Here is a 25,134-nt window from a genome sequence, read left to right as displayed (position 1 = left end):
CTACCGTCGGGGCATGGGGAGGCGGACGGTCAGCGTGCACCACGTGCGCGCCGTGCTCGCGGGGGCGCGGCACGGCGGCGTGGACCTCGTCCCGCTGCTGCAGGAGGCGCAGATCCCGCCGCTGCTGCTCGGCGACGACCGGGCGCGGGTCACCCCGGCGCAGTTCGCCCGGCTGTTCCGGGCGCTGTACCGGACCACGCGGGACGAGTTCCTCGGGCTGTCGGCCGTGCCCAGCCGGCCGGGGACCTTCGCGATGATGTGCTACGCCTGCGTGGGCTGCCGGGACCTGGGCGCGGCCGTGGAGCGGGCGGCCGCCTTCTACGGGCTCTTCCCCGGCGGGCCGGAGCTGGCCCTCGAAGTGGAGGGCGGCGAGGCGTGGTTCACGGTGCGCGGGGAGCTGGGGCGGGACGGGGAGCGGTTCCTGTCGGAGTGCGTGCTGGCGATCTGGCACCGGCTCAGCAGCTGGATGGTGGGGCGCCGCATCCCCCTCTCCGGGGCCTCGTTCGCGTACCCGGCGCCGCCGCACCGGGGCGAGTACGACGTGCTGTTCGACTGCCCGGTGCGGTTCGGGGCAGAGCGGACGGCCGCCGTGTTCGACGCGCGCTGGCTGACCGCGCCGCTGGTGCGCGACGAGCCCGCGCTGGACGCGATGCTGCGGCGGGCCCCCTTCGACCTGCTGTCGCGCCCCGAGTACGGGACGACGGTCGCCGAGCAGGTGCGCCGTTCCCTGGCCCGGGGGCTGCGCGGGGCGCCGGGGCTGCCGGAGCTCGGTGAGGTCGCGGCCCGGCTGGCGGTGTCCCCGGCGACCCTGCGCAGGCGGCTCCAGCGGGAGGGGACCTCCTTCCAGCGGCTGAAGGACCAGGTGCGGCGGGACGCGGCGATCGCGGGGCTGGCCGAGAGCGGCGAGCCGATCGCGGAACTCGCGGCCCGGCTGGGCTTCTCGGAGGACACCGCCTTCCACCGCGCGTTCCGCCGCTGGACGGGGACGACCCCGGGCGCGTACCGGATCGCCTCGGGCGGCTGACGGGGGCCGGCGGGCGGGCCGGAGCGAGGGCCGGCGGGCGGGCCGGAGCGGGGGGCGGGGGTGGCGCGCGGCGGCCGGCGGGCGGTCCCGAGCGGGTGGCGGGGCGGGCGGAGCCGGGCCTCCGCCGGTCGGGTGGTGGCGGGCGGGGCCAGGGAAAGTGAGCTGCGCGGTCAGCGACATGCCGAGCGGTCGGTCACTAGCTTCGAGCTACCTACCCCCACACGGACGTTGGGAGTTCCGCCCATGCGTGTCCGCAGCACCTCCCTGGCCGCCGCCGTCGCCGCCCTGGTCCTCGCGGCCTGGGCCCCGGCCGCCGCCGCCCAGGGCGCCGAGGAGGGCCCCGCCGCCGCCCGGCCCGGCGACGTCGTCGCCAGCGCCCCCTCCGCCTTCCACCCGCTGCCCGGGCAGCCGACCGGCACCCGGGCCTGGAAGGTCCACTACCGCTCGACCACCGCCGACGGCGCGCCGAACGTGGTCTCCGGGACGGTCATCGTCCCGCAGGACGGCCGCACCGGCCCCCGCCCGCTGATCACCTACGCCGTCGGGACGGTCGGGCTCGGCGACTCCTGCGCGCCGAGCGCCAACCTGCCCGACGGCACCTCCGCCGAGGCCAATCTGATCCAGCAGCTGACCCTGCGCGGCTGGGCGGTGGTCGTCACCGACTACGAGGGGCTCGGCACCCCGGGCCTGCACACCTACACCGTCGGCCCCTCGGCCGGGCACGCCGTCCTGGACGCCGCCCGGGCCGCGATCCGGCTGCCGGAGGCGGGGCTGGGGGCGGACACCCCGGTCGGGATCATGGGGTACTCGCAGGGCGGCCAGGCCAGCGGCTGGGCGGCCGAGCTCCAGGGCTCGTACGCGCCGGAGCTGAAGGTCAAGGGCACGGCGACGGGCGGGGTCCCGGCGGACCTGATGAAGGTGGCCGCGTTCAACAACGGCTCCTACGGCTCGGGGCTGATCTTCATGGCGGCCGCCGGGCAGGACGCGGCCTTCCCCGAGCTGAGGCTGGACTCCTACCTCAACCCGGCGGGCCGGGCCCTGGTCGAGGGCATGAAGGAGAACTGCGTGGCGATCGACGCGATCGCCGGCTCCTTCAAGCGGATCTCCGACCTGACCACCCGCGACCCGCTCGCGCAGCCCGACTGGCAGGCCCGCCTGGGCCAGAGCCGGCTCGGCCGGACGGCCCCGGCCGCGCCGGTGCTCCAGTACCACGCGGTCGGCGACGAGCTCATCCCGTACGCGGTGGGCCGGCAGCTGCGGTCGGACTGGTGCGCGCGCGGCGCGGACCTCCAGTTCGACACGATCCTGCTGGGCGAGCACGTCACCGGGGCCATCACGCACGCCCCGGCGGCCGCGGCCTGGCTGGCCGACCGCTTCGCGGGCCGGGCCACCCATCCCGACTGCTGAAGTCCCCTCTCCGCCCCGCCGGTTCACTCGCCGGCGGGGCAGGCGCGCGTCCCGGCGGGGAGCCGGCCGTCGGTCAGGAAGCCGTCGGCGTAGCCGCGTACGCAGGCGGACGAGGAGTAGCCGGTGTGCCCGTCGCCCTTGTAGTCCACGATCACGGCCGAGCCGAGGCGGCGGGCCGTCTCCTCCGTCCACTCGTACGGGGTCGCCGGGTCGCCCCGGGTGCCGACGAGCAGCATGCGCGGGGCGCCGGGGTGGTCGATGCGGCGCGTGAAGTCGCTGCCGGCGGGGCGTCCGTAGCAGGACAGGACGGTCATCAGCTGGCGCGGCCCGAAGATCTCCGAGGCCTGGCGGAACTGCTCGCCCAGGCCGTCGATCTCCCTGGCGATGCTCGCCGGGTCGGCCTTCTCCTCGCTCCGGTCGGGGTCGTCGGCGCAGTTCACGGCGGTGAGGGCGGCCTCGGCGTTGTCGGCGGGGACCTTGGAGGGGGTGCCCGCGGGGGCCGTGGCGGGGGGTTCGAGGAGCCCCTCCAGGCCGGCGGGGTCCGCGTCCCGCTCGGCGCGGGCGAGGGCGGCGGCCAGATCGGGCCAGGACGTCTTGGCGTAGAGGGCGGAGCCGATGGCGAGGACGGCGTCGTCACCGGTGAAGGGGGCGCCGCCGGTGCCGGTCAGGGGGTGCTCGTCGAGGCGGGCGACGAGGGCGGTCACCTTCTCCCTGGCGGTGCGGGTGTTGGTGCCGTAGACGCAGTGCTCCTGGTGGGCGCACCAGGTCAGGAAGTTGTCCAGGGCGCGCTGCTGGCCGCGCGCCGAGGCGAGGGCCTGCTCGGTGAGGGGTTCGGTGAGGGTGTCGACCCCGTCGAGGACCATCCGGCCGGTGTGCTGCGGGAACAGGGCGGCGTACACGGCTCCGAGCCGGGTCCCGTAGGAGAAGCCGAGGTAGTTCAGCTTCCGGTCGCCGAGGGCCTGCCGGACGAGGTCCAGGTCGCGGGCGACGTGGACGGTGCCGATGTACGGGAGCACGCGCCCGGAGTGCCGCTCGCACTGGCGGACCTCGGCGCGGAGGGCCGCCAGCTGGGCGGCGGGATCGCCGGGCGCGGTGCCCGGGTCGGCCTCCTGGACGCCGCCGCAGGAGACGGGCTCGCTGAGGCCGACCCCGCGCGGGTCGAAGGCGACCAGGTCGTAGCGTTCGCCGAGCTTCGCGAAGAGGACCGGGTCGGCGGCGAGGGAGGCGATGCCGGGGGCGCCGGGGCCGCCGTAGTTCAGCAGCAGCGACCCGAGGCGGCCGCGGGCGGGGCCGGTGGCGGGGATCCTGGCGAGGGCCACGCGGGTGGTGCCCTTGCCGGGGTGCTCGTGGTCGAGGGGAACGCTGAGGGTGGCACACCGCATCCCTGCCGGGACGGGCTTCTGGGGGCAGTCGCCCCACCGGATCCGCGGGGCGGTGGGGGTGGGGGTCGGGCCGGTGCCGGTGCCGGCGGCGGGGGCGGTGGCCGCGAGGGCGGCGGCGGTCAGGGCGGTGACGCAGGCGGCGGTACGTATCCGGGCACGGCGCACGGGACGCTCCTCGGGTGGCCCCCCGTCCGGTCAGCCCACGATAAGCGGGCCGCGCCTTACCCGCACGCCGCTGCGCGGGGCGGTCCCCTACCCGCCCTTCCACCGTTCCCAGGGGCTCCGCCCCTGACCCCGATACCGAGCGCTCCGCGCCCGGTGCGCTCAAACGCCGCGCGGGCTATCTATAGCCCCGCCGGCGTTTGAGGCGCGGGGGTCCGGGGGCGGAGCCCCCGCAACGGCCCGCGCCGGGTCACGCCCCGCGCGGCGCCCGGTACAGGGCCTCGATCTCCTCCGAGTAATCCCGCTCGACGACACCCCGCCTCAGCTTCAGGGACGGCGTGAGCTGCCCCCCGGCCTCGCTGAACTCCCCCGCCAGGACCGCGAACCGCCGGATCGACTCCGCCCGCGACACCAGCTTGTTCGCCTCGTCCACCGCCCGCTGCAGCTCCTCCCGCAGCGCCGGGTCCGTGACCAGCTCCCGCACCGGCACTCCCTGCTTCTTGTGCATCTGCCGCCAGTGCGCGAGCCCCTCCGGCTCCAGGGTGATGAGCGCGGCGACGTAGGGCCGGTTGTCGCCGATCACCATGCACTGGCCGACCAGCGGGTGGGCTCGCAGCCAGTCCTCCAGGGGCGCGGGGGCCACGTTCTTGCCGCCGGAGGTGATGATCATGTCCTTCTTGCGGCCGGTGATGGTGAGGTAGCCGTCGGCGTCGAGCTCGCCGATGTCCCCGGTGGCCAGCCAGCCGCCGGCCGGCTGCGCGGAGACGTTCCAGTACCCGGCGAAGACGTGCCCGCCGCGCAGCAGCACCTCGCCGTCGTCGGCGATGCGCACCGCCGTGCCGGGCAGCGGCCAGCCGACCGTGCCCAGGCGGGGCCGCAGGGGCGGGGTGACGGTGGCGGCGGCCGTCGTCTCGGTGAGCCCGTACCCCTCGAAGACCTCGACGCCCGCGCCCGTGTAGAAGGCGGCGAGGCGCCGGCCGAGGGGGGAGCCGCCGCTGAGGACGTAGCGGACCCGGCCGCCGAGCGCGGCGCGGATGCGCCGGTAGACCAGCGGGTCGTAGACGGCGTGGGCGGCCCGCAGCATCAGACCGGGCGGGTCGCCCCCCTCGGCGGCCTCGCCGACGCGCTGGGCGATGCGGGCGGCCCGGTCGAAGGAGGCGGCGCGGCCCATCCGTTCGGCGGTGGCGCGGGCGGTGTTGTAGACCTTCTCCAGGACGTAGGGGATGGCCAGCAGGAACGTGGGCCGGAAGCCGGCGAGGTCGGCGAGCAGGTCCTCGGTCGCGATGCTGGGCGCGTGCCCGAGCTTCACGCGGGCGCGCATGCAGCCGACGGCGACCATCCGGCCGAAGACGTGGGACAGCGGCAGGAAGAGCAGGGTGGAGGCGGGGTCCTCGCTGACGGAGGTGAAGACCGGGTGCAGGAGGGCCACCGCGTTGTCGACCTCGGCGAAGAAGTTGCCGTGGGTCAGGGTGCAGCCCTTGGGCTGGCCGGTGGTGCCTGAGGTGTAGACGAGGGTGGCGTAGGAGTCGGGCGTACGGGCGGCCCGGCGCGCCTGCACGATGGCGTCGGGGAGGTGTTCCCCGGCCTTGACGAGGCGGGCGACGGCGCCGGTGTCGATCTCCCACAGGTGCGCGAGGCCGGGGAGGTGGGCGCGTTCGGCGCTGATGAGCCGGGCCTGGACGGTGTCCTCGACGGCGCAGGCGACGGCGCCGGAGTCGTGGATGATCCAGCGGGCCTGGAGGGCGGAGGAGGTCGGGTAGATCGGTACGGTGACCAGTCCGGCGGCCCAGCCGGCGAAGTCCAGCAGGGTCCACTCGTAGGTGGTCCGGGCCATGATCGCGAGCCGGTCGCCCTCCGCGAGCCCCTCGGCGATCAGCCCCTTGGCGACGGCGAGCACCTCGGCCGCGAACTCGGCGGCGGTGACGTCCCGCCAGGTCCCGTCGCGTTCCTTGCGGGCGAGCACCGGCTCGTCCGGGGCCTCGCGGGCGTTGAGGAAGGGCAGGTCCCCGAGCGATCCGCCGGCCGGCATCCCGGCGAGGGCGGGCACCGCCGCCTCCCGCACGACTCCCGCGACGATCGTCTTGACGGGTTCGACCAGCGTCGGCTCGGCAGCGTCCACGGCTCGTTCTCCTCGGTCGATCGGGGGTTACCGCCGGTAATCTACGCAGGCCCCTCCCCGCTCGAACACCCCTCGGACCAGCCCTCCTCCACAGCTCCACACCCCGCGAACGATCTCCACCCCAGGTCCGCACACCTCACGGACCCGTCCCGACCTGCCGGAACGGCTGCGTCAGCCGGGGAGGAGGGGGAAGAATCCCCCAAGTCCGCCAGGGCGCCGCCACTTTGAGGAGCAGCCGGTGTCGTCAGAGGAAATCCAGTTGACGCTCAGCCCCGCCCAGGCCGCCGCCGGAGCGACCGTCGACGTCCCGCTCGCGTCCGGAACCGCGCGGCTGCGCATACCGCCGACCCGCGACGGCGACCTCGTACGGGCCCGCGTAGGCGACCAGGAGGTGCGGGTGCGGATACGGGTGGCCCGGCCCGCCGCGCACGGCCCCACCGTGCCGGGCCCCTTCGGCCCCGTCACGGTGCAGCAGCCCTCGTCGCCGCCCTCCGGGAAGTCGGGCGCCCTGGGCTGCCTGCTGGGCCTCGGCGTGGCCGCCGCCGTGATCATCGGCGTGGTGGTGGCGAGCAGCGGCGACGACCACTCCCGCCCCACCGCCTCCGCCACCCCCTCGTCGACGTACAGCCCGTACAGCCCTCCGCCGTACACCCCGCCCGCGTACAGCCCCCCGGCGTACACCCCCGACCCGGGGACGGCTCCGGCCGCCGTCCCCGGCTACGGCCTCCCCTCCCCCTCGCCGACCACCGAGGCCCCCCGCCCCTTCGAGGAGGGGACCTGCCTCAACGGACAGCTGCCGGACTCGACGACGGCGACCCGCGTCACGGGCGTGCACGAGGTCTCCTGCAAGGCCGACGACGCCCACTACCGGGTGGTCCAGCGCTTCCCCGGCACCTCGGACATGAGCCGCTGCGACGAGAACTCCGATACGGAGTACGGGTTCTCGTACCGGTACACGATCAACGGCAGCGTCATCAACGAGTACGTGTACTGCCTGGTGGGCCTCGGCTCGTACGCCCGCCGCTGACCCTTCCTCACGGTCGATGGGTCGAGCGGGGCGGCGCCGCGCGCGGCGCCGTCCACGCTCACCGCTCCGGGACCTCCGCCCCGGGCCCGGCCCCGGCCGGCGGCTCCGCGACGGCCTCCCGGCGGCCGAGCGCCGCCGCGCCGAACCCGGCGAGCAGGGCCACGGCGATCACCACCGCGACCAGCCACCCGCTCACGGACCCGGCCTGCCGCCACTCGGCGGCGTCCAGGTTGGCCCGCACGATCGACGCCTGCGCCCCCGCGAGCATCACCCCGCCGAAGCCCAGCGCCCCCAGGGCCCAGCCGCGCAGCTGCGCCCGTCCGATCCCGAACGCCACGCCGGCCACCACGACCGCCCACACCAGCGCCGGGAACAGCACCGCCGCCCACAGCCCCATCGACCCGTCGGGCGCGCCGGAGTCCCCGCTCCAGTGCGTGGCCACCGGATCCGGCAACCTCCCCGCGGCCGCGAGCGGCAGCCCCACCAGCAGGACCAGCACCCCGGCCCCCCACCCCGCGACTCCCCACACCGCACGGCTCTTCACGTCATCCCCCAGTCGTCTCGACGGATCCGGTCCCGCGCGCCCCGTTGGTCACCGGGGCGCGCACGTGTTCCAGCATCTCCCATGTGTCCGTTTCGCGGAGGGGCGGGGCCGGGTCCCCACGGGAGCGTGAACCGGTACGCCGTCCCCCGCCCGCCGTCGGACCGGTGTTGCACAATGACCCCTGCCACGGCGGCGGTTGACCGTGGTTCGGGCGGCGGGCAGGGGGAGCGATGCGGGCGGGAGAGGAGCTGGCCGGGCGGTACCGGCTCGACGCCGAGCTGGGGCACGGCGGGTCCGGCGAGGTGTGGCGGGCCCATGACCGCACGCTCGGGCGGGACGTCGCGGTGAAGGTGCTGCTGGAGTTCGACGCCTCCGAGGAACTGCTGGGCCGGTTCCGCCGGGAGGCCGAGATCGGGGCGCGGCTGCGGCATCCGGGCCTCACCGTCGTCCACGACACCGGGCGGCACGGGAAGCGGCTGTTCATCGTGATGGAGCTGCTGGAGGGCGAGGACCTGTCCCGCCGCATCCGCGCGCACCCCGCCGGGCTGCCGCTGCCGGAGGTGCTGGACCTCGGGCTCCAGGCGGCGCGGGCCCTCGCCGCGGCGCACGCGCAGGGGGTGGTGCACCGGGACCTGAAGCCCGCCAACCTCTTCCTGCTCACCGAAGGCCGCCTGAAGATCTGCGACTTCGGCATCGCCCGCACCTCCGACGCCACCGCCGCCCTGACCGCCACCGGCCGGGTCTTCGGCACGCCCGTCTACATGGCGCCCGAGCAGTGGCGCGGCGAACAGGTCGGGGCGAGCTGCGACATGTACGCGCTCGGCGGCACCCTGCACGCGCTGCTGACCGGCGAGCCGCCGTTCCCGCCCGGCGAGAACGCGTGGGCGCTGATGCGCCGCCACCTGGACGAGACCCCGCCCGCGACGGACGCCGTACGGGCGGACGTGCCGGCCCCGCTGGCGGAACTGGTGGACGAGCTGCTGGCCAAGGAGCCCGGGGACCGCCCGGACGCCCCCGCCGTCGCGGACCGGCTGCGCGCCCTCCTGGACCCGGGAGCGCCCCTGCCGCCGCCCCGGCCGCGGACCGGGCGCACCGGCGCCCTCGGGGGACGGCGGCCCGGCGGGCCCGGGAGCCGCACCCGGCTCACCGGCCGGCCCGGGCCCACGCGCCGCAACCTGCTCCTCGGCGGCCTGGCGGCCGCGGCCGGGGTGGGGGGCGGGACGTACGCGGTGTGGCGGCTGACCGGGGGCGGGGGCGGTGCGGCCGACGGCCGCTCGGGAGGGGTCGTCACGAAGCACGGCGACGCCGTCCAGTCGGTGGCCTTCAGCCCGGACGGCAGGTTCCTCGCGAGCGGCGGCGGCGACCGGGTGATCCGGATGTGGGACATGACCGCGGGCTCCGCCGCCGCCCCCTTCCCCGCCGGCTCGTGGGCCGTGACGTGCCTGGCGTTCAGCCCCGACGGCACGGTCCTGGCGAGCGGCGGCCCGGACCGTTCGATCACCCTGGCGGACGTGGGCCGTCGCAGCGCCAAGGACCGGCTGAGTACGGCCGCCGAGGTGGCGTCGATGGCCTTCAGCCCGGACAGGACGCTCCTCGCGGACGCCGACGGGCGCGACGTCCGCCTCTGGAGCCTGGCCGCCGGCACGGGCGTCGCCCTCCCGCGCGCCCATACCGCCGCCGTGCGCTCGGTGGCGTTCAGCCCCGACGGCGGGACGCTCGCCAGCGGGGGCGAGGACGGCACCGTCCGCCTCTGGGACGTCGCCGCCCGCACTTCCGTCGCCACGTTCACCGGCCATACCGCGCACGTGGCGTCGGTGGCGTTCAGCCCGGACGGGAAGACCCTCGCCAGCGGCAGCGGCGACACCACCATCCGGCTGTGGGACGCCGGCACGCGCGCCAACGCCTCCAAGGCCGCCGCCGTCCTCGCCGGCAGCAACAGCGCGGTCCGGTCGGTGGCCTTCAGCACCGACGGCCGGACCCTTGCCAGCGGCGGCGGCCGGACCGTCCGGCTGTGGAACGTGGCCGACGGCACCGGAATGGACCGGCTCAACGGGCATACCGGCGCCGTCTCCGCCGTCGCGTTCAGCCCGGACGGGGCGCACCTGGCCAGCGGCAGCGAGGACGCCACCGTCCGGGTGTGGCGCTTCCCCTGACGGCCCGCACGGCAGTGATGATGTGGCCATGACGATCCAGCACAGCCGTCCCCGTCGCCGCGAGGGCGTCGACCTGCCGGCGGACCGGGGCTGCCTGCGGTGGGTGCTGGGCGCTCCGCTGGCCGTTTTCCTCTACCTGCCGGCCGCCTGGCTCTGCTTCGTCTCGTTCGGCCTGCGCCCCGAGGGCGGCCCCTACGACCCGGTCCGCGACGACGCCCGCTTCACCGCGCAGATGTGCGTGGCGCTGTGCTTCGCGGGGCTGCTGCTCACCGCGGTCCCCCTCTTCCACCGAACTCTGGGCCGCTGGTGGTACGCGGCGCCCTTCGCGCTGGCCTCGCTCGCCTTCCTGCGCGTCCAGACGCTCTGAGGCCTCGGCCCCCCGGCCCTCAGGAGCCGGTGACGGCCCGCTCCAGCAGCTCGCGCAGCACCCGCTGCTCGTCGGGCGCGAGGCAGGCCACGGGCGAGTCGACGTGGAGCAGGTCGAGCAGCCGCGTCCGCAGCGCGGCGCCCTCGCCGGTCAGCACGAGGTGCCTGGCACGCCGGTCGGTGGGGTGCGGCCGCCGCTCGACGAGGCCGTTCCCCTCCAGCCTGTCCACGACGAAGGTGGCGTTGGAGGGCTCGCAGTTCATCCGCTCGGCGAGTTCCCGCATGGTCATCGGCCCGCTCATCTCCCGCAGCGCGGTCGCCTGGGCGGCGGTCAGCCCGAGGGCCGCGGCCCGCGCCCGCACGTGCTCGGAGATCCGCTGGGCGAGCCCGTCGACCAGCCCGCAGAGCTGCCGTTCGGCGACGGCCTGGGACTGCGGTTCGGGGGACTTCGTCATGGCGTCCACCCTAACAACCCCATCAAGCCGAAACATTTACAGCTTGAATGATTCAAGCTTGATGCTTATGGTGATCACCGTCTCCGTCGACCCGCACCTCAACAGGGAGCAGCCATGCCCGACTTGACCGCACCCGTCCACCCGGACGCCACCCGCCTGAACCGCCCCTCGGGCCTGCGCTCCCTCCACCTGGGCGAGACCAAGGTGACCTACCTCCCGGACGGCGTCGCCCGCCTGCGCCCCCTGGCCGTGCTCCCGGACAGCACCGACGCGACCTGGGCCGCGCACCCGGAGTACCTGGACGAGACGGGCAGCCTGGCGGCCGGAGTCGGCTCCCTCCTCGTCGAACACGGCGGCCGCGCCCTCCTGATCGACGCGGGCTTCGGCCCGCACGCCTTCGCACTCCCGGAGGGCCCCCTGCACTCGGGCCGGGGCGGCGACCTCCCCGCCAGCCTGGCCGCGGCGGGCCGGCGCCCCGAGGACATCGAGGCGGTGGCCTTCACCCACCTCCACTCCGACCACCTCGGCTGGGCCCGCGAACCCCTCCTGGACCACGCGGAGTTCCTGATCTCCGAGCCGGAGTGGGCGGGCCGCGACACCCTGGAGGACGAGGTGGCGGCGGCCCTCGCGAAGAACGTCCGCACCCTCACCCACGACGAGGAGGTCTTCCCGGGCGTCCGCGTCCGCGTCGCCCCGGGCCACACCGTCGGCCACACCGAGTACGTCATCACGGGCGGCGGCCGCCGCCTGATCGCCTTCGGCGACGCGATGCACTCCCCGATCCAGACCGCCCACCCGTCCTGGTCCTCGGCCTTCGACCACGACCTCCCCGCCACGGCCACCCACCGCCACCGCCTGCTGGCGGAACTCTCCGAACCGGACACCCTCGGCTTCGGCGTCCACTTCGCGGACGTGGTCTTCGGCCGGGTCACCCGGACCTCCGCCGGTACGTCCTGGCACCCGGTCGACGCCTGACGCCCCGCCGGCGGCCTCACGCGGCGGTATCGATCCCCTCGGGCGGGCAGTCGTCGCACCGGCCCGGCACGGGGGCGCGGAAGGCGCGTTCGCAGCCGTCGCAGGTCTGGAAGGGGTCGGGCCGGTACCGCCCCGGCCGGGGCGGCGGCGCCTCGCGGGGCAGCTCCGGCGGGAGCCCGGCCCGCAGCCGGTAGCCGAGCACGGCGGCCGGGCTGCGCATGTCGGCCGGGAGCCCGGCGGCGAGCACCCGCCGGACGGCCTCGGGCTCGGCGCCCCGCTCCAGCCAGGTGCTCAGGTCGGGCGCGAGCCGCCGTACGTCCCGCTCGCTCAGCAGCAGCCGCGGATCGTCCGTGCGCAGCCGGGCGAGCAGCTCCAGCGCCTCCCGCCGTACGGGTCCGCTCGGCCCGGGCGCCTCGGGCAGCCGCACGACGCCGCCCACGGCGACGGGTTCGCGGTCCGGCGCGGGCGCTTCCGCCACGGGCGAGGGCACCGGCACCGGCACCGGCTCGGGGAGGGGTGCGCGGTCCGCCGGCGGTGGGGGCGGCGGGGGCGGGGGCGGACCGTCCGGTGGCGGGACCGCCGCCGGGCGGCTGTAGAACACCGTGCGGGTGACCACGCGCCCGCCCCCGGTCCGCACCCGCCTGCGCTCCAGGTACCCGGCCGCCTCCAGCTCCCGCAGCCCGCCGGCGATCCGCACCTCCCCCTCGGGGAACCGCTCGGCCAGCGACTTGATGCCGACCGGGCTGCCGTCGGGGAGGGACCGGATGTGCACCGCGAGCCCGATCGCCAGCAGGGACAGTTCGGGGTGCCGGGAGAGGTGGTCGCCCACCTCGACGGAGGGGCCGTCGTCCGCCACGTTGACGTGGATGACACCTGAACGGACGGTCCCGGCCAGAACACGGGACGAGGCGCGCGTGGGCGCGTTAGGCTGCGCAGGAGCCATTGGGAAGGTGGTCTCTTCCTAGTTGGTCAGGCCCTCGCCCGGGATGCCAGTCCCGACGGGGGCCGTCTCATGTCTGGGGTTGTCGCGGCGAGCATATGCCAGCCAACCTCCCCCAAATCCAGCCGAGTTGCCACAGTTCACCCATGTGAGTGAGCGGAGCCGAAACGGGGGGTCAGGGGGGTGGGTCGGTTGGTTTTACCCACCCACCAACCTTGGTTGGTTGGCGTCGCCCGCCTCCGCATCCCGGCCCTCCGCGTCACGGCCGGACCACCGGGCCGGTGCCCGTAGGGGGACCCGCCGAATGCCCGCCACCCCGACCACGACCCCGACCACCACGACCCGGCTGAGCCGTCCGGCGGTGCTCCGGGTGCGGGGTGGCCGGGAGCGTGCCCAGACTGGCGGGGAGATGATCCGATCCCTCCGGCCCGGCCGGCTCCGTGCCGCGCTGCCGGCGGCCGTCGCCTGGCTGGTCTCCAACCTGGTCACCTGGGCGGTGGCCCGCGCCTCCGTCGCCGGTGACGGCTCCCGCGTGGCCTACTGGTCCACGGCCGCCCGCCGCCGCTGGGACTCCGAGCACTACCTGTCCATCGCCCGGGGCGGCTACGAGATGTTCCGCTGCCGGGACCGCTACCCGGACTTCCCCGACGTCACCTGCGGGAACGTGGCCTGGTTCCCCGGCTACCCCATGACCGTGCGGGCGGTGTCCGCCGCCGGGCCGTCCTACGAGCTGTCCGCCCTCCTCGTCACCGAGGCCGCGCTGCTCGGCATGTTCGCGGTGCTGTGGTGGCTGCTCGGCGCCGTCCTGACCCGGGCCACCGGCCTCACCCTGGCCGTCGCCGCCGTGTTCCCGGGCGGAATCTACTTCCACGCCCTCTTCCCGCTCTCCCTCGCCACCCTGGCCCTGCTCGTCTGCGTCGCCGGGCTCGGGCGCGGGTCCTGGCGGACGGCCGCGGCGGGCGGGTTCGCGGCGGTCGCCTGCCACCCGGTCGGCGCCGTCGCCGTCGTCGTCCTGCTGGCCTCCGCCCTCTTCGCGTGGCCCGGGGACACCCGGCCGCGCCGGTGCGCGAAGGCGCTGGCGTCGGCGGCGGTCGCCGGCTGCGGGATGCTGTGGGCCAAATGGCTGATGTGGCAGGCGACCGGGCACTGGGACGCGTACGAGACCATCCAGCGGTCCAGCTACGGGCAGGGGGACCTGCGCCAGCCCTTCGCGGAGATGGCCCGGGCCTACGCCGTCCCCTTCCGCGACTGGTACACCCCCAAGGCGCCCGGCGGACGCCTGCCCTGGCTGGTGGAGCACTCCCTCGCCGCGCACCGGCCGGAGTTCTGGCTGAACACCGCCTTCGTGGTGCTGGTGGCGGCGACGGCGGCGGTCCTGCTGCTGCGCCACCGCCGGCTCTCCGTCGTGGAGTGGGCCGCGCTGGTGGCGACGGTGGCGGTGTTCCTGGTGCCGTTCGTCGCCGGGGCGCAGATGTCCTGGTACCGCAACCACGCCCAGATGTTCGTCGGGCTGGTCCTCGTCGCCCGCATGTCCCCGTGGGCGCAGGTCCCGCTGCTGGCCGCCTGCGCGGTCCAGTACGCCCTCCTGGGGGCGATGTTCTTCTCCGGGGTGCTGGTGTGAGGGCCACCCGGGCCGCTACCGCCGGTCCTCCTCCGCCGTGTCGCGGGCGACGACGTAGGTCGGCCGGGCCTGGACCGCCGTGTGGATCCGGGCCACGTACTCGCCGAGCATGCCCAGGCAGAAGAGCTGGACTGCGCCGAAGAACAGCATGGTGATGATCAGGGAGCTCCAGCCGGGCAGCGGGCTGCCGGTGGCGTAGACGGTGACCGCCCAGACGAGGAAGCCGAGGCAGACCAGGGAGCTCAGGGCGCCGATCGCCGTGGCGAGGCGCAGCGGGAGGGCGGAGAAGCCGGTGACGCTGTCGAAGGCCAGCAGCACCATCTTGTGCAGGGGGTACTTGGAGGTCCCCGCGGCCCGCTCGGCGCGCTGGTAGGCGACCTGTCCGCTGGGGAAGCCGAGCCACGGGATGAGCAGGCGGTAGATCTGCTGCTGGTCGGGGAGGGACTTGAGGGCGTCGACGACGGCGCGGGACAGCAGCCGGAAGTCACCCGCCTGGGCGGGGACGTGGGCGCCGGCCAGGCGGCGCATCAGCCGGTAGTAGGCGCCGGCCGTGCGGCGTTTGAAGACGCTGTCGGTGGAGCGGTCGCTCCGTACGCCGTAGACGATGTCCAGGCCCTCCGCCCGGGCCAGGGCGAGCATCTCGGGGATGGCCTCGGGCGGGTCCTGGAGGTCCGCGTCGATGCTGACCACGTAGGCGCCCCTGGCCCGGCGCAGGCCGGCGGTGAGGGCGGCCTGGTGGCCGCTGTTGCGGCGCAGGGTCACCACGCGCAGCTGCGGCCAGACGGTGCGCAGCTCCTCCAGCAGGAGGGGGGTGCGGTCGGTGGAGCCGTCGTCGACGGCGAGGACCTCGTACGCCTCCCCGCACCCGTCCAGGACCGGCCGGAGCCGCGCCGCCAGGACGGGCAGCACCTCCTCCTCGTTGAAGACGGGCACCGCGACCGACAGGACGGGCCCGCCCCCGGGGATGTCGTGCACAGCCCTCATCATGCGCGAACCCCCACCACCCGGCACGCGGAGGAACGCGCCGCGGCCCCCGCCCGGACGGGGGCGGGGGCCGCGGTGTGAGGCGGTGCGGTGCGCGGCGCCGCGTCAGGCGGCGACGGCGACCGGGGCCGGCTGGGCGGCGGGGGCCTCGTCCAGCGGGGAGGACGAGGCGGCGGCGTAGGCCTCCTTGTCGAGGATCCCCTCACGGGCGGAGACGAGGACCGGGACGACGGCCTGGCCCGCCACATTGGTGGCCGTGCGCATCATGTCCAGGATCGGGTCGATCGCCATCAGCAGGCCGACGCCGGCCAGCGGCAGGCCCAGGGTGGAGAGGGTCAGGGTGAGCATGACCGTCGCGCCGGTCAGGCCGGCCGTGGCGGCGGAGCCGACCACCGAGACGAACGCGATGAGCAGGTACTCCTTGATGCCCAGCTGCACGTCGAAGATGTTGGCGATGAAGATCGCGGCGAGGGCCGGGTAGATCGCGGCGCAGCCGTCCATCTTGGTGGTGGCGCCGAACGGGACGGCGAAGGAGGCGTACTCCTTCGGGACGCCGAGGCGCTCGGTGACCTTCTGGGTGACCGGCATGGTGCCGACCGAGGAGCGGGAGACGAAGGCCAGCTGGATGGCGGGCCAGGCGCCCTTGAAGAACTGGACCGGGTTGACCTTGGCGACCGTGGCGAGGAGCAGCGGGTAGACGCCGAACATGACCAGGGCGCAGCCGATGTAGATGTCGGCGGTGAAGGTGGCGTACTTGCCGATCAGGTCCCAGCCGTAGCTGGCGATGGCGGTGCCGATGAGGCCGACGGTGCCGATCGGGGCGAGGCGGATGACCCACCACAGGGCCTTCTGGAGGAGCTCCAGGACCGACTCGGCGATGGTGAGGACGGGCTGGGCCTTGGCGCCGAGCTGGAGGGCGGCGATGCCGGCGACGGCGGCGAGGAAGACGATCTGCAGGACGTTCAGCTCGGTGAACGGGGTGATGATGTCCTTCGGCACGATGCCGGTCAGGAAGTCGATCCAGGAGCCGTGCCGCTTGGGCTCCTTGCCGTCGGCCGGGGTGAGGCCGGTGCCTGCGCCCGGGTCGGTCAGCAGGCCGATCGCGAGGCCGATGCCCACCGCGATCAGCGAGGTGATCATGAACCAGAGCAGCGTGCGGGTGGCGAGGCGGGCGGCGTTGTTCACCTTCCGCAGGTTGGTGATGGACACCAGGATCGCGAAGAACACGAGCGGGGCGACGGCCAGCTTCAGCAGCTGGATGAAGATGTCACCGACCTGTTCGAGGGTGGTCTTCAGCCAGCTGACGTCCTGGCTGCGGGCGATCCAGCCGAAGAGGACGCCGAGCGCGAGGCCGGCGACTATCTGGGCCCAGAAGGGGAACTTGAACGAGGCCTTGGCGGGAGCCTGGGCCTGGGAGGACGCGGACACGGCAATCTCCGGGGGACGCACGGACGTACGGCGGAAGGTTTCTGCGGGGGATGCGGTACGGCGGCAGCCGGAAAGGGGCCGGGCCGGCCGGCGACCGCTGCTGCGGGCGCTCAGCGACAGCGGCAACAGGCCGCTGACACGCGGCGGCAGAGGTCGACGTGCAGGCGCGCCACGAGCGGGAGGCCCGGGGTCATCGAGTGCGCTGCGGAGGTCAACATGTTGAACACGCTAACACTTCCGCTTTGAGAAACCCAAAGAGATGCTTTGAGCAATGATCGCGAAGGGGTGGATCCGCGGGTCCCGGGCAACCCCGGGAACGCCGAAGCCCCAGCGTGGCGGGGGGGTGTTCCCGTCGCTGGGGCTCGCGGAAGGGGCGTGCGCGTGGGGCCGGACGCGTCAGGCGCGTCCGGGGGCGTCAGGCGCGGGCGGCGTCGTCCGCCTCGTCCTCCTGGCTGCGGTTCGCGGCGAGCTTCTGCTTCGCATCCGCGACGCGTCCGGAGATCTGCTCGGACATCGCGTCGCGCTGCTTGCGCAGCAGCACGAAGGAGAGCGGCGCGGAGAGCACGAGCGCGAGGAGCACGACCCAGGCGGGGTTGGCGGCACCCAGACCCTTGGGCACGACGCCGAAGTGGACCAGGAGGGCGACGAGGACCAGGCATCCGACGAAGATGACCAGGCGCATCGCGGTGTAGCGGATCGCCGCACTCGGCTTGAGGGACACGATGACCCCTTCTTTCTCATCGGAAACGTCGGACACGTCGGGAGGTACCGGTCCAGTGAAGCACGCCGGGCCTGCGCGCACGGGCGTCGGGGGGCCTCAGTGCAGGGGCAGCAGCATCGTGATGCCGTCGCGGTCGTCGCCGGGGGCCACGCGGATGGCGCCGGGGATGCGGCCGACCTCCTTGTAGCCGCAGGCCGCGTAGAAGTGCTCCAGCCCCATGCCGCCCCGGCACTCCAGGACGACGGCCTCGACGCCCTCCAGCGTGCGGGCGGCGTCGGCGAGGGCGGCCATCAGGGCGCGGCCGGCGCCGCGGCCCTGGAGGGCGGGGCCGACCATGACCGTGTACGCGTACACCCAGTGCTTCATGAGGCGGTGCGGGTTGAGGGCGAGGAAGGCCGCGGCGGCCACGTTCCCGTCCGCGTCGCGCCCGACCAGCAGCCGGTGGCGGCCCTCGGCCATCGCGACGAGGTGCTTGACGAGGGCGGGCCGGATGTCGTCGAGAGTGACGGGCGGGACGAAGCCGACCGCGCCGCCGGCGTTGGAGACCTCGGTCCACATCTCCGCGATGCCGTCGCGGAGGGCGGGGTCGACGACGGGATCGAAGGTAAAAGTAAGGGTCACAGAGGAAAGCTATCCATTACCCAGCTGCCGGGCAACGGGTTTCGGGCGGCTTCCGGCACGCGAGAGGCCCCGGTCCGCCGTGGACCGGGGCCTCTCGGGGCCGTGCGGGGCGGCGTCAGACGCGCATCGCCTGCGGGGTCTCGCGCAGCGACGCGTCCGGGCCGGGGTACTCGCGGATGATCTCGTAGCGCGTGTTGCGCTCGACGGGGCGGAAGCCCGCCTCGCGGATCAGTTCGAGGAGGTCGTCGCGGGTCAGCTTGTTCGGGGTGCCGTAGTTGTCCGCGTCGTGCGTGATCTTGTACTCGACCACCGAGCCGTCCATGTCGTCCGCGCCGTGCTGGAGCGCGAGCTGGGCGGTCTGCACGCCGTGCATCACCCAGAAGACCTTGACGTGCGGCACGTTGTCGAAGAGGAGGCGGGAGACCGCGAAGGTCTTCAGCGCCTCGGCGCCGGTCGCCATCGTCGTGCGCGCCTGGAGCTTGTTGCGGACCTTGCCGTCCTTCATGTCCACGAAGTCGTGCTGGTAGCGCAGCGGGATGAAGACCTGGAAGCCGCCGGTCTCGTCCTGGAGCTCGCGCAGCCGCAGCACGTGGTCCACGCGGTGGCGCGGCTCCTCGATGTGCCCGTAGAGCATGGTGCTCGGGGTCTTGAGCCCCTTCTCGTGCGCCAGGCGGTGGATGCGCGACCAGTCCTCCCAGTGGGTGCGGTGGTCGACGATGTGCTGGCGGACCTCCCAGTCGAAGATCTCCGCGCCGCCGCCGGTCAGGGACTCCAGTCCGGCGTCGATCAGCTCGTCGAGGATCTCGGAGGCCGACAGGCCCGAGATGGTCTCGAAGTGGTGGATCTCCGTCGCCGTGAACGCCTTCAGCGAGACGCTCGGCAGCGCCTCCTTGAGGGCCGACAGCGAGCGCGGGTAGTAGCGCCAGGGCAGGGAGGGGTGCAGGCCGTTGACGATGTGCAGCTCGGTGAGGTTCTCGTTCTCCATGGCCTTGGCCAGGCGGACGGCCTCCTCGATGCGCATCGTGTACGCGTCCTTCTCGCCCGGCTTGCGCTGGAACGAGCAGTACGCGCAGGAGGCGGTGCACACGTTCGTCATGTTGAGGTGGCGGTTGACGTTGAAGTGGACGACGTCACCGTTCTTGCGGGTGCGCACCTCGTGGGCGAGCCCGCCCAGCCACGCCAGGTCGTCCGACTCGTAGAGGGCGATGCCGTCCTCACGCGTCAGCCGCTCGCCGGAGCGGACCTTCTCCTCCAGCTCGCGCTTGAGCCCAGCGTCCATGCCGGTGTCTCCCTGTCTCTGCCTGTCCCTGCCTGCGTGCAACCGCCACCCACCGTACTCTCAGGCGTCCTCGGGCAGCTCGCCGACCCGGTTCTCCCACTTGGTGGAGAGCACGATCGTGGTGCGGGTGCGCGAGACGCCCTTGGTGCCGGAGAGCTTCCGGATGATCTTCTCCAGGCCGTCGACGTCGCTGGCGCGGACCTTGAGCATGAAGGAGTCGTCGCCGGCGATGAACCAGCAGTCCTCGATCTCCGCGAGGTCGCGCAGCCGGCGGGCCACGTCCTCGTGGTCGGCGGCGTCGGAGAGGGAGATGCCGATCAGCGCGGTGACGCCGAGGCCGAGCTCGGCGGCGGCCACGGTCGCGCGGTAGCCGGTGATGACGCCGGCCGTTTCGAGACGGTTGATGCGGTCGGTGACGCTGGGGCCGGAGAGGCCCACGAGACGGCCCAGCTCCGCGTACGAGGCACGACCGTTCTCCCGGAGTGCCTGGATGAGCTGCCTGTCCACCGTGTCCATTACGTGGAGCCTTCCATTATTCGGCGATCCTGCAAGTTTAGGTATAGAATCAAAGGCGCACAGGGTCAACACCCTGTGAATCTTTCAACAGATCAATGACGATCTTCAGGAGTGGTTCACCGTGTACACGATCGAGATGGCCTACGCGCACATGCGACAGCTCCAGGAGCTGGCCAACCGATCCCGCACCGACCAGCCCGCAGCCGCCTACCGGAACGACAAGACCCGCAGGCCGCTCCGCGCCAAGAAGCGCTAAGCACGGGGGCGGGCGCTGCCAAGCTCCCCCTCCCACCGGCGGTACAGCCCGTGCGGCACCCCTGCCGCGTCGAGCACCCGCCCCGCGACGAAGTCCACGAGGTCCTGGATGTGCGTCGCACCCGCGTAGAACGCCGGAGAGGCGGGCAGCACGATCGCGCCCGCCTCGTCCAGCGCCACCAGATGCTTCAGCGTCTGTCCGTTCAGCGGGGTCTCCCGCACCGCGACCACCAGCCTGCGCCGCTCCTTGAGCGTCACGCTCGCGACGCGCTGGAGCAGGTCCTTCGACAGCCCGAGCGCCACGCCGGCCACACAGGCCGTGGACGCGGGCACGATCAGCATCCCCTTCACCGGGTACGAACCCGAACTCGGCCCGGCGGCCAGGTCCCCGGCCCCCCAGTACCGCACGTCCGACAGGTCCCCGGCCGCGAAGGTCCCCGGCTTGCCGTCGGCGCCGCGCGCCAGCCACTCGGCCAGGTCGTCCCGCCAGTGCGCGTCCCGGAAGGCGATCCCGGTCTCGTCCAGCAGAGTGAGCCGCGAGGCCCGGCTGACCACCAGGTCCACCGGCTCCCCCGCCGCCAGCAGCCCTCGGATCACCGAAGCCGCGTACGGCGTCCCGGACGCCCCGGAAACCCCCACCACCCAGGGGGTGCGCTTGCGCTCAGTCATACCTCCGAGACTATCCGGCCACACCTGCGAGCCACTCGTTAAGGTGTGCCGGACGCACGACACGCCCCGGGGGACATGGCACATGAGTACGAACACGACGGGCACGACCGTCCCGGAATGGAGCCGCGGGGAGCGCGCGCTCGCCGCCGCCAAGCTGATGCTGGGCTGGGTGGCACTGCTGTGGGCCCTGGAGGCGGTCGACTACGCGACGGGGCACGCGCTCGACCAGTACGGGCTCAGGCCGCGCGACACCGGCCATCTGATCGGAATCGTCGCGTGCCCGTTCCTGCACTTCGGCTTCGACCACGTGGCGTCCAACAGCGTCCCGCTGCTGGTCTTCGGCTTCATCGCCGCCCTCGGCGGCATCCGCCGGTTCCTCGCGGTCAGCGCCCTGATCATGCTGGCGGACGGGATCGGCTCCTGGCTCGTCGCCCCGCCGAACACCCTCGGGGCGGGCGCCTCCGGTCTGGTCTACGGCCTCTTCGGCTACGTGGTCGTCCGGGGCTTCGTCGAACGCAAGCCGCTGAACGTGGCGGTGGGGCTCGTGGTCGCCGCCTGGTGGGGCGGGTCGATGTTCCTCGGCATCCTGCCGACCGACTCCGGCGTCGCCTGGTACGCCCACCTCATCGGCCTCGCCGCAGGCGTGGCGACGGCCCTCTGCCACCGCCGCCCGGCCCGCGCCGCCTAGAGCTCCAGGCCCCGGATCAGCAGGTCCGCCAGGGCGCACACGAAGAGTGCGATCCCGATGAAGCCGTTCACCGTGAAGAACGCCCGGTTCAGCCGGGACAGGTCGTGCGGCTTCACGATCGTGTGCTCGTACAGGAACGCCGACGCGACGACCAGCAGGCCCAGCCAGAGGAAGGCTCCGCCGTCCGTCAGGACCGCGTAGGCCGCCAGCAGGGCCGTGGTGAGGACGTGGCAGGCGCGGGCGCCCCACAGGGCCCCCGGGATCCCGAAGCGGGCCGGGACCGACTTCACGCCCTCCGCACGGTCCGACTCCACGTCCTGGCAGGCGTAGATCAGGTCGAAGCCGCCGATCCAGAAGCCGATCGCCAGACCGAGGACGACGGCCTCCCAGGACCACTCCCCCGTGACCGCCAGCCAGGCGCCCACCGGGCCCATCGCCTGGGCCAGGCCCAGGATGGCCTGCGGGAAGTTCGTGAACCGCTTGCCGTACGGGTAGACCACCATCGGGATCACCGCGACCGGCGCCAGCGCCAGGCACAGCGGGTTCAGGAGGGCGGCCGCGCCGAGGAAGACGACGAGCGCCATCCCCGCGCCCGTCCACGCCGACCGCACCGACACCGCGCCGGTGACCAGCTCGCGGCCGGCCGTGCGCGGGTTGCGGGCGTCGAGCTCGCGGTCGATGATCCGGTTCGCGGCCATAGCGAAGGTCCGCAGCCCCACCATGCACACGGTGACCAGCAGCAGCTCCCGCCAGTGCATCCGCCCGTCCAGCCGGAACATGGCGGTGAGCGCGGCGATGTACGCGAACGGCAGCGCGAAGACCGAGTGCTCGATCATCACCAGCCGCAGAAAGGCCTTGACCTTGCCGGGTGCCTGCGGCGCGGGTCCGGGGCCGATGAGGCCGTCGGCGGTGCTCATGCCAGGCTCCTGCGGAAGTCTTCGAGGTCGGCGCGGAGCGCGTCGGCGTCCACCGCCGGGATCTCCAGGGTGACCGGGGCCAGCTCCTCGCCCTCCGGCGGGGTGACGACGGCCGTGAACCGGCAGCCCTCACCGGCCGGGTGGGCCCGCAGGTCCAGCACCTCGCCCGCCCCGACGGTGAACGGGCCGCTCTCGAAGGACAGCTCCGCCAGCAGCCGGTCGGCGAAGTCCTCGGCCTCGGCGTCGCGCAGACCCGCCAGCTCGAAGCCGCCGCCGTCCACCCCGTCCTGCTCCCACATCAGCGCCCAGACCGTGCCGGGGCCCGCGAACTCCTCCGGGCTCACGCCCGCCTGCTCCGCGGCCTCCCGGACCTCCGGGTCGGCCGGGTCCAGGCGCGGGCGCACCAGCGCCACGTAGGTGGTGTCGGTGCCGATGAAGAGGGCGGGGCCGCCCATCGCCGTGCTCACAGGCCGTACTCCTTCCAGCGGCGGTCCACCAGGGCCGCCGTCGCCGGGTCGGACTCGACCATGTCGGGCCAGCCGCCGTCGCGGGTGTAGCCCTCCTCCGGCAGCTTCTTGGTCGCGTCGATGCCCGCCTTGCCGCCCCAGAACTGCTGGTACGAGGCGTGGTCCAGGTGGTCCACCGGTCCCTCGACCACCGTGAGGTCGCGGGAGTAGTCGGTGTTGCCGAGGGCCCGCCAGGACACCTCGTGCAGGTCGTGGACGTCGCAGTCCTTGTCCACCACGATGATCAGCTTGGTCAGCGACATCATGTGCGCGCCCCAGATGGCGTGCATCACCTTCTGGGCGTGCTTGGGGTACTTCTTGTCGATCGAGACGATCGCGCAGTTGTGGAAGCCGCCGGACTCGGGCAGGTGGTAGTCCACGATGTCCGGGACGATGATCTTCAGCAGCGGCAGGAAGAAGCGTTCCGTCGCGCGGCCCAGCGGGCCGTCCTCCGTCGGCGGCCGGCCGACGACGATCGACTGGAGCAGCGGGCGCTTGCGCATCGTCACGCAGTCGATCTTCAGCGCGGGGAACGGCTCCTGCGGGGTGTAGAAGCCGGTGTGGTCGCCGAAGGGGCCCTCGGGCAGCATCTCGCCGGGCTCCAGCCAGCCCTCGATCACGACCTCCGCGTTGGCCGGGACCTGGAGCGGGACCGTCTTGCAGTCGACCATCTCGATCCGCTTGCCCGCGACGAACCCGGCGAACAGGTACTCGTCGATGTCCCCGGGCAGCGGCGCCGTCGAGGCGTAGGTGACGGCCGGCGGGCAGCCGAAGGCGATCGCGACCGGCAGCCGCTCACCGCGCGCCGCGGCCACGGCGTAGTGGTTGCGGCTGTCCTTGTGGATCTGCCAGTGCATGCCGATGGTGCGCTTGTCGTGCCGCTGGAGGCGGTAGAGCCCGAGGTTGCGCACGCCCGTCTCGGGGTGCTTGGTGTGGGTCAGGCCCAGGTTGAAGAAGTCGCCGCCGTCCTTCGGCCAGGTGAACAGGGCCGGCAGCAGGTCCAGGTCCACGTCGTCGCCGGTGAGGACGACCTCCTGGACGGGCGCTGACTCGCCCTTCACCTTCTTCGGCGGCACGTGCACCATCGAGCCGAGCTTGCCGAAGGCCTCGCGGACGCCGATGAAGCCCTGCGGCAGCTCGGGCTTGAGGAGGCCGCCGATCTTCTCGCTGATCTCGCCGTACGACTTGAGGCCGAGGGCCTTCAGGAGGCGGCGGTCGGTGCCGAAGACGTTCATGGCCAGCGGCATCGCCGAGCCGCGGACGTTCTCGAAGAGCAGCGCGGGGCCGCCCGCCTTGTTCACTCTGTCGACGATCTCCCCGACCTCGAGGTACGGGTCGACTTCGGCCTTGATGCGCTTGAGGTCGCCCTCCCGCTCCAGGGCCCGGAGCAGCGAGCGGAGATCGTCGTAAGCCATGGGCCCCAGTATCCGTCACCGAATACCCTGGGAGCGTCACCGGGGCCCCGTGCGGGCCCGCCGCCACTGCCCGGGAGTCGGTCCCACACCGTGCTGCGCTATCTGCCGTTCCTGCTGATCCTCGCGCTGACCATCTACGCCTTCATCGACTGCCTGAACACCCCGGAGGAGGAGGTCAAGAGCCTCCCGAAGGGGGTGTGGGTGCTGATCATCCTGCTGTTCTCGATCGTCGGCCCGGCGGTGTGGCTCCTCGCGGGCAAGAAGCGGACGGCCGCCGGCGGCGCGGGCGGCGGATTCGGCGGGGGCGGCCGGGCGCGCCGTACGCAGTGGGTGGCGCCCGACGACAATCCGGAGTTCCTGCGCTCGCTGCGCAAGGACGAGGACGAGGACGGGGACAAGAAGAAGGACAAGGACAAGGACTAAGGACTAAGGACTAAGGACGAGGACGGCCAGGGCTAGGCCGCGTACGCGGCCCGCAGCTCCGCGCGGCGGGTGCCGGTCCAGGAGGGCCAGTGCGCCGGGTGCCCGGAGAGGGCGGCCTCCAGCAGTTCGAAGTGGTCGTGCCAGCCGGCCAGGGCGTCGAGCCGCTCGGCGTCGTCGCCGCCGCGCTCGTCCAGGAAGCGGATCACCGTCGAGTCGGTGCCGACGGGCTCCAGGTGGAAGCGGATCCGGCCCTGCCCGGAGAGGGTGTACTCCACGACCCGCTCGGTGTCCCAGGCCGTGATCTCCCCGGACTCGGTGGCGCCCGAGTCGGGCCAGTGCAGGGTGACGGCCCCGCCGAGGCGGCGTTCGAGGACGCGGGCCTCCGCCAGCCAGGTCCACAGCCCGTCACCCGTGGTCAGGACCGGCCACAGGGCCTCGTAGGCGTAGGGGACGTGCAGCTCGAAGCGGAGCAGCCAGCGGCCGGGGCCGCGCGGCTCGCTGGTGGCATGGCTCACGGCAGACATACCACCAGCGTCG

At 73.7% G+C, this 25,134-nt stretch carries 26 protein-coding genes; 10 read left to right on the top strand and 16 right to left on the bottom strand.

Annotated elements, in window-relative coordinates; genetic code table 11:
- The first annotated feature begins 13 nt into the window (after positions 1 to 13).
- Positions 14 to 1,024, top strand: a complete 1,011-nt coding sequence (locus AB0O29_RS03990) for an AraC family transcriptional regulator (RefSeq protein ID WP_365145656.1) — start codon at positions 14 to 16, stop codon at positions 1,022 to 1,024.
- A 243-nt stretch (positions 1,025 to 1,267) separates the two neighbouring features.
- Positions 1,268 to 2,431 carry a lipase family protein gene (locus AB0O29_RS03985; protein WP_365145653.1) on the top strand — a complete coding sequence of 388 codons (1,164 nt, stop codon included), beginning with the start codon at positions 1,268 to 1,270 and terminating at the stop codon, positions 2,429 to 2,431.
- Positions 2,432 to 2,454: 23 nt separating this feature from the next.
- On the opposite strand, the gene AB0O29_RS03980 is transcribed toward AB0O29_RS03985, so the two are convergent.
- A complete protein-coding gene (locus tag AB0O29_RS03980; RefSeq protein WP_365145650.1) occupies positions 2,455 to 3,978 on the bottom strand; it encodes an alpha/beta hydrolase in 1,524 nt (507 codons plus the stop codon).
- 247 nt (positions 3,979 to 4,225) lie between these two features.
- Positions 4,226 to 6,094 carry an AMP-dependent synthetase/ligase gene (locus AB0O29_RS03975; RefSeq protein WP_365145647.1) on the bottom strand — a complete coding sequence of 623 codons (1,869 nt, stop codon included), beginning with the start codon at positions 6,092 to 6,094 and terminating at the stop codon, positions 4,226 to 4,228.
- A gap of 238 nt (positions 6,095 to 6,332) precedes the next feature.
- Here AB0O29_RS03975 and AB0O29_RS03970 point away from each other — a divergent pair, with 238 nt between their 5' ends.
- Positions 6,333 to 7,121 (top strand): hypothetical protein, encoded by a 789-nt coding sequence (locus tag AB0O29_RS03970; protein ID WP_365145644.1) that lies wholly within the window; start codon positions 6,333 to 6,335, stop codon positions 7,119 to 7,121.
- 58 nt (positions 7,122 to 7,179) lie between these two features.
- On the opposite strand, the gene AB0O29_RS03965 is transcribed toward AB0O29_RS03970, so the two are convergent.
- Positions 7,180 to 7,665, bottom strand: a complete 486-nt coding sequence (locus AB0O29_RS03965; protein WP_365145642.1) for a DUF1648 domain-containing protein — start codon at positions 7,663 to 7,665, stop codon at positions 7,180 to 7,182.
- A 230-nt stretch (positions 7,666 to 7,895) separates the two neighbouring features.
- Here AB0O29_RS03965 and AB0O29_RS03960 point away from each other — a divergent pair, with 230 nt between their 5' ends.
- On the top strand, positions 7,896 to 9,818 hold the full coding sequence (locus AB0O29_RS03960) for a serine/threonine-protein kinase (protein WP_365145639.1): 1,923 nt from the start codon (positions 7,896 to 7,898) through the stop codon (positions 9,816 to 9,818).
- A 28-nt stretch (positions 9,819 to 9,846) separates the two neighbouring features.
- Positions 9,847 to 10,185 (top strand): hypothetical protein, encoded by a 339-nt coding sequence (locus tag AB0O29_RS03955; protein WP_365145636.1) that lies wholly within the window; start codon positions 9,847 to 9,849, stop codon positions 10,183 to 10,185.
- A 19-nt stretch (positions 10,186 to 10,204) separates the two neighbouring features.
- Here AB0O29_RS03955 and AB0O29_RS03950 read toward each other — a convergent pair whose 3' ends face one another.
- A complete protein-coding gene (locus AB0O29_RS03950) occupies positions 10,205 to 10,639 on the bottom strand; it encodes a MarR family transcriptional regulator (RefSeq protein WP_365145633.1) in 435 nt (144 codons plus the stop codon).
- Between the two features lie 114 nt (positions 10,640 to 10,753).
- On the opposite strand from AB0O29_RS03950, the gene AB0O29_RS03945 reads away from it, so the two are divergent.
- The gene (locus AB0O29_RS03945) at positions 10,754 to 11,614 is read left to right on the top strand and encodes an MBL fold metallo-hydrolase (RefSeq protein ID WP_365145630.1); all 861 of its coding nucleotides are present in this window, start codon (positions 10,754 to 10,756) and stop codon (positions 11,612 to 11,614) included.
- A gap of 16 nt (positions 11,615 to 11,630) precedes the next feature.
- Here AB0O29_RS03945 and AB0O29_RS03940 read toward each other — a convergent pair whose 3' ends face one another.
- Positions 11,631 to 12,470 carry a helix-turn-helix domain-containing protein gene (locus AB0O29_RS03940; protein WP_365145627.1) on the bottom strand — a complete coding sequence of 280 codons (840 nt, stop codon included), beginning with the start codon at positions 12,468 to 12,470 and terminating at the stop codon, positions 11,631 to 11,633.
- 493 nt (positions 12,471 to 12,963) lie between these two features.
- On the opposite strand from AB0O29_RS03940, the gene AB0O29_RS03935 reads away from it, so the two are divergent.
- Entirely contained in the window at positions 12,964 to 14,175 is a 1,212-nt protein-coding gene (locus tag AB0O29_RS03935) for a hypothetical protein (RefSeq protein WP_365145624.1), read from the top strand.
- Between the two features lie 15 nt (positions 14,176 to 14,190).
- On the opposite strand, the gene AB0O29_RS03930 is transcribed toward AB0O29_RS03935, so the two are convergent.
- The 6 genes from AB0O29_RS03930 to AB0O29_RS03905 all read right to left on the bottom strand — a co-directional run bounded on the left by AB0O29_RS03930 (position 14,191) and on the right by AB0O29_RS03905 (position 19,724).
- Positions 14,191 to 15,159 carry a glycosyltransferase family 2 protein gene (locus AB0O29_RS03930; protein WP_365145804.1) on the bottom strand — a complete coding sequence of 323 codons (969 nt, stop codon included), beginning with the start codon at positions 15,157 to 15,159 and terminating at the stop codon, positions 14,191 to 14,193.
- A 105-nt stretch (positions 15,160 to 15,264) separates the two neighbouring features.
- Positions 15,265 to 16,593: a dicarboxylate/amino acid:cation symporter gene (locus tag AB0O29_RS03925; protein WP_365145801.1), complete on the bottom strand. Its 1,329-nt coding sequence runs from the start codon at positions 16,591 to 16,593 to the stop codon at positions 15,265 to 15,267.
- 409 nt (positions 16,594 to 17,002) lie between these two features.
- On the bottom strand, positions 17,003 to 17,308 hold the full coding sequence (locus AB0O29_RS03920; RefSeq protein WP_365145621.1) for a DUF4229 domain-containing protein: 306 nt from the start codon (positions 17,306 to 17,308) through the stop codon (positions 17,003 to 17,005).
- A gap of 96 nt (positions 17,309 to 17,404) precedes the next feature.
- Positions 17,405 to 17,929, bottom strand: coding sequence for a GNAT family N-acetyltransferase (locus AB0O29_RS03915; RefSeq protein WP_365145618.1), 525 nt, complete (start codon positions 17,927 to 17,929; stop codon positions 17,405 to 17,407).
- Positions 17,930 to 18,044: 115 nt separating this feature from the next.
- Positions 18,045 to 19,208, bottom strand: a complete 1,164-nt coding sequence (gene mqnE / locus AB0O29_RS03910) for an aminofutalosine synthase MqnE (RefSeq protein WP_365145615.1) — start codon at positions 19,206 to 19,208, stop codon at positions 18,045 to 18,047.
- A 60-nt stretch (positions 19,209 to 19,268) separates the two neighbouring features.
- Complete coding sequence (locus tag AB0O29_RS03905) at positions 19,269 to 19,724, bottom strand: Lrp/AsnC family transcriptional regulator (protein ID WP_042811055.1); 456 nt, start codon at positions 19,722 to 19,724, stop codon at positions 19,269 to 19,271.
- A 121-nt stretch (positions 19,725 to 19,845) separates the two neighbouring features.
- Here AB0O29_RS03905 and AB0O29_RS03900 point away from each other — a divergent pair, with 121 nt between their 5' ends.
- Positions 19,846 to 19,980 (top strand): hypothetical protein, encoded by a 135-nt coding sequence (locus tag AB0O29_RS03900; RefSeq protein ID WP_281187172.1) that lies wholly within the window; start codon positions 19,846 to 19,848, stop codon positions 19,978 to 19,980.
- Here AB0O29_RS03900 and AB0O29_RS03895 read toward each other — a convergent pair.
- Positions 19,977 to 20,648: a UbiX family flavin prenyltransferase gene (locus AB0O29_RS03895; RefSeq protein ID WP_365145611.1), complete on the bottom strand. Its 672-nt coding sequence runs from the start codon at positions 20,646 to 20,648 to the stop codon at positions 19,977 to 19,979. The two genes, AB0O29_RS03900 and AB0O29_RS03895, sit on opposite strands and share 4 nt — an antisense overlap.
- Positions 20,649 to 20,730: 82 nt before the next feature.
- Here AB0O29_RS03895 and AB0O29_RS03890 point away from each other — a divergent pair, with 82 nt between their 5' ends.
- Positions 20,731 to 21,336, top strand: coding sequence for a rhomboid family intramembrane serine protease (locus tag AB0O29_RS03890; protein ID WP_365145608.1), 606 nt, complete (start codon positions 20,731 to 20,733; stop codon positions 21,334 to 21,336).
- On the opposite strand, the gene mqnP is transcribed toward AB0O29_RS03890, so the two are convergent.
- Genes mqnP through AB0O29_RS03875 form a run of 3 tightly spaced genes read right to left on the bottom strand, consistent with a single transcriptional unit; the run spans position 21,333 to position 24,174 of the window.
- The gene (gene mqnP / locus AB0O29_RS03885; protein ID WP_365145605.1) at positions 21,333 to 22,253 is read right to left on the bottom strand and encodes a menaquinone biosynthesis prenyltransferase MqnP; all 921 of its coding nucleotides are present in this window, start codon (positions 22,251 to 22,253) and stop codon (positions 21,333 to 21,335) included. The genes AB0O29_RS03890 and mqnP overlap by 4 nt on opposite strands.
- A complete protein-coding gene (locus AB0O29_RS03880) occupies positions 22,250 to 22,720 on the bottom strand; it encodes a hypothetical protein (RefSeq protein WP_365145602.1) in 471 nt (156 codons plus the stop codon). The genes mqnP and AB0O29_RS03880 overlap by 4 nt, the downstream gene beginning before the upstream one ends.
- The gene (locus AB0O29_RS03875; protein WP_365145599.1) at positions 22,717 to 24,174 is read right to left on the bottom strand and encodes a menaquinone biosynthesis decarboxylase; all 1,458 of its coding nucleotides are present in this window, start codon (positions 24,172 to 24,174) and stop codon (positions 22,717 to 22,719) included. Before AB0O29_RS03875 ends, AB0O29_RS03880 begins: the two co-directional genes overlap by 4 nt.
- A gap of 90 nt (positions 24,175 to 24,264) precedes the next feature.
- Here AB0O29_RS03875 and AB0O29_RS03870 point away from each other — a divergent pair, with 90 nt between their 5' ends.
- A complete protein-coding gene (locus tag AB0O29_RS03870; protein WP_365145596.1) occupies positions 24,265 to 24,597 on the top strand; it encodes a PLD nuclease N-terminal domain-containing protein in 333 nt (110 codons plus the stop codon).
- 32 nt (positions 24,598 to 24,629) lie between these two features.
- Here AB0O29_RS03870 and AB0O29_RS03865 read toward each other — a convergent pair whose 3' ends face one another.
- On the bottom strand, positions 24,630 to 25,121 hold the full coding sequence (locus AB0O29_RS03865; protein ID WP_365145593.1) for an SRPBCC domain-containing protein: 492 nt from the start codon (positions 25,119 to 25,121) through the stop codon (positions 24,630 to 24,632).
- Between the last annotated feature and the right edge of the window lie 13 nt (positions 25,122 to 25,134).

Origin of the sequence: Streptomyces sp. NPDC089915 (assembly GCF_040684675.1) — a bacterium.
Taxonomy (GTDB): Bacteria; Actinomycetota; Actinomycetes; order Streptomycetales; family Streptomycetaceae; genus Streptomyces.
This window is presented reverse-complemented; position numbering and strand designations above follow the sequence as displayed.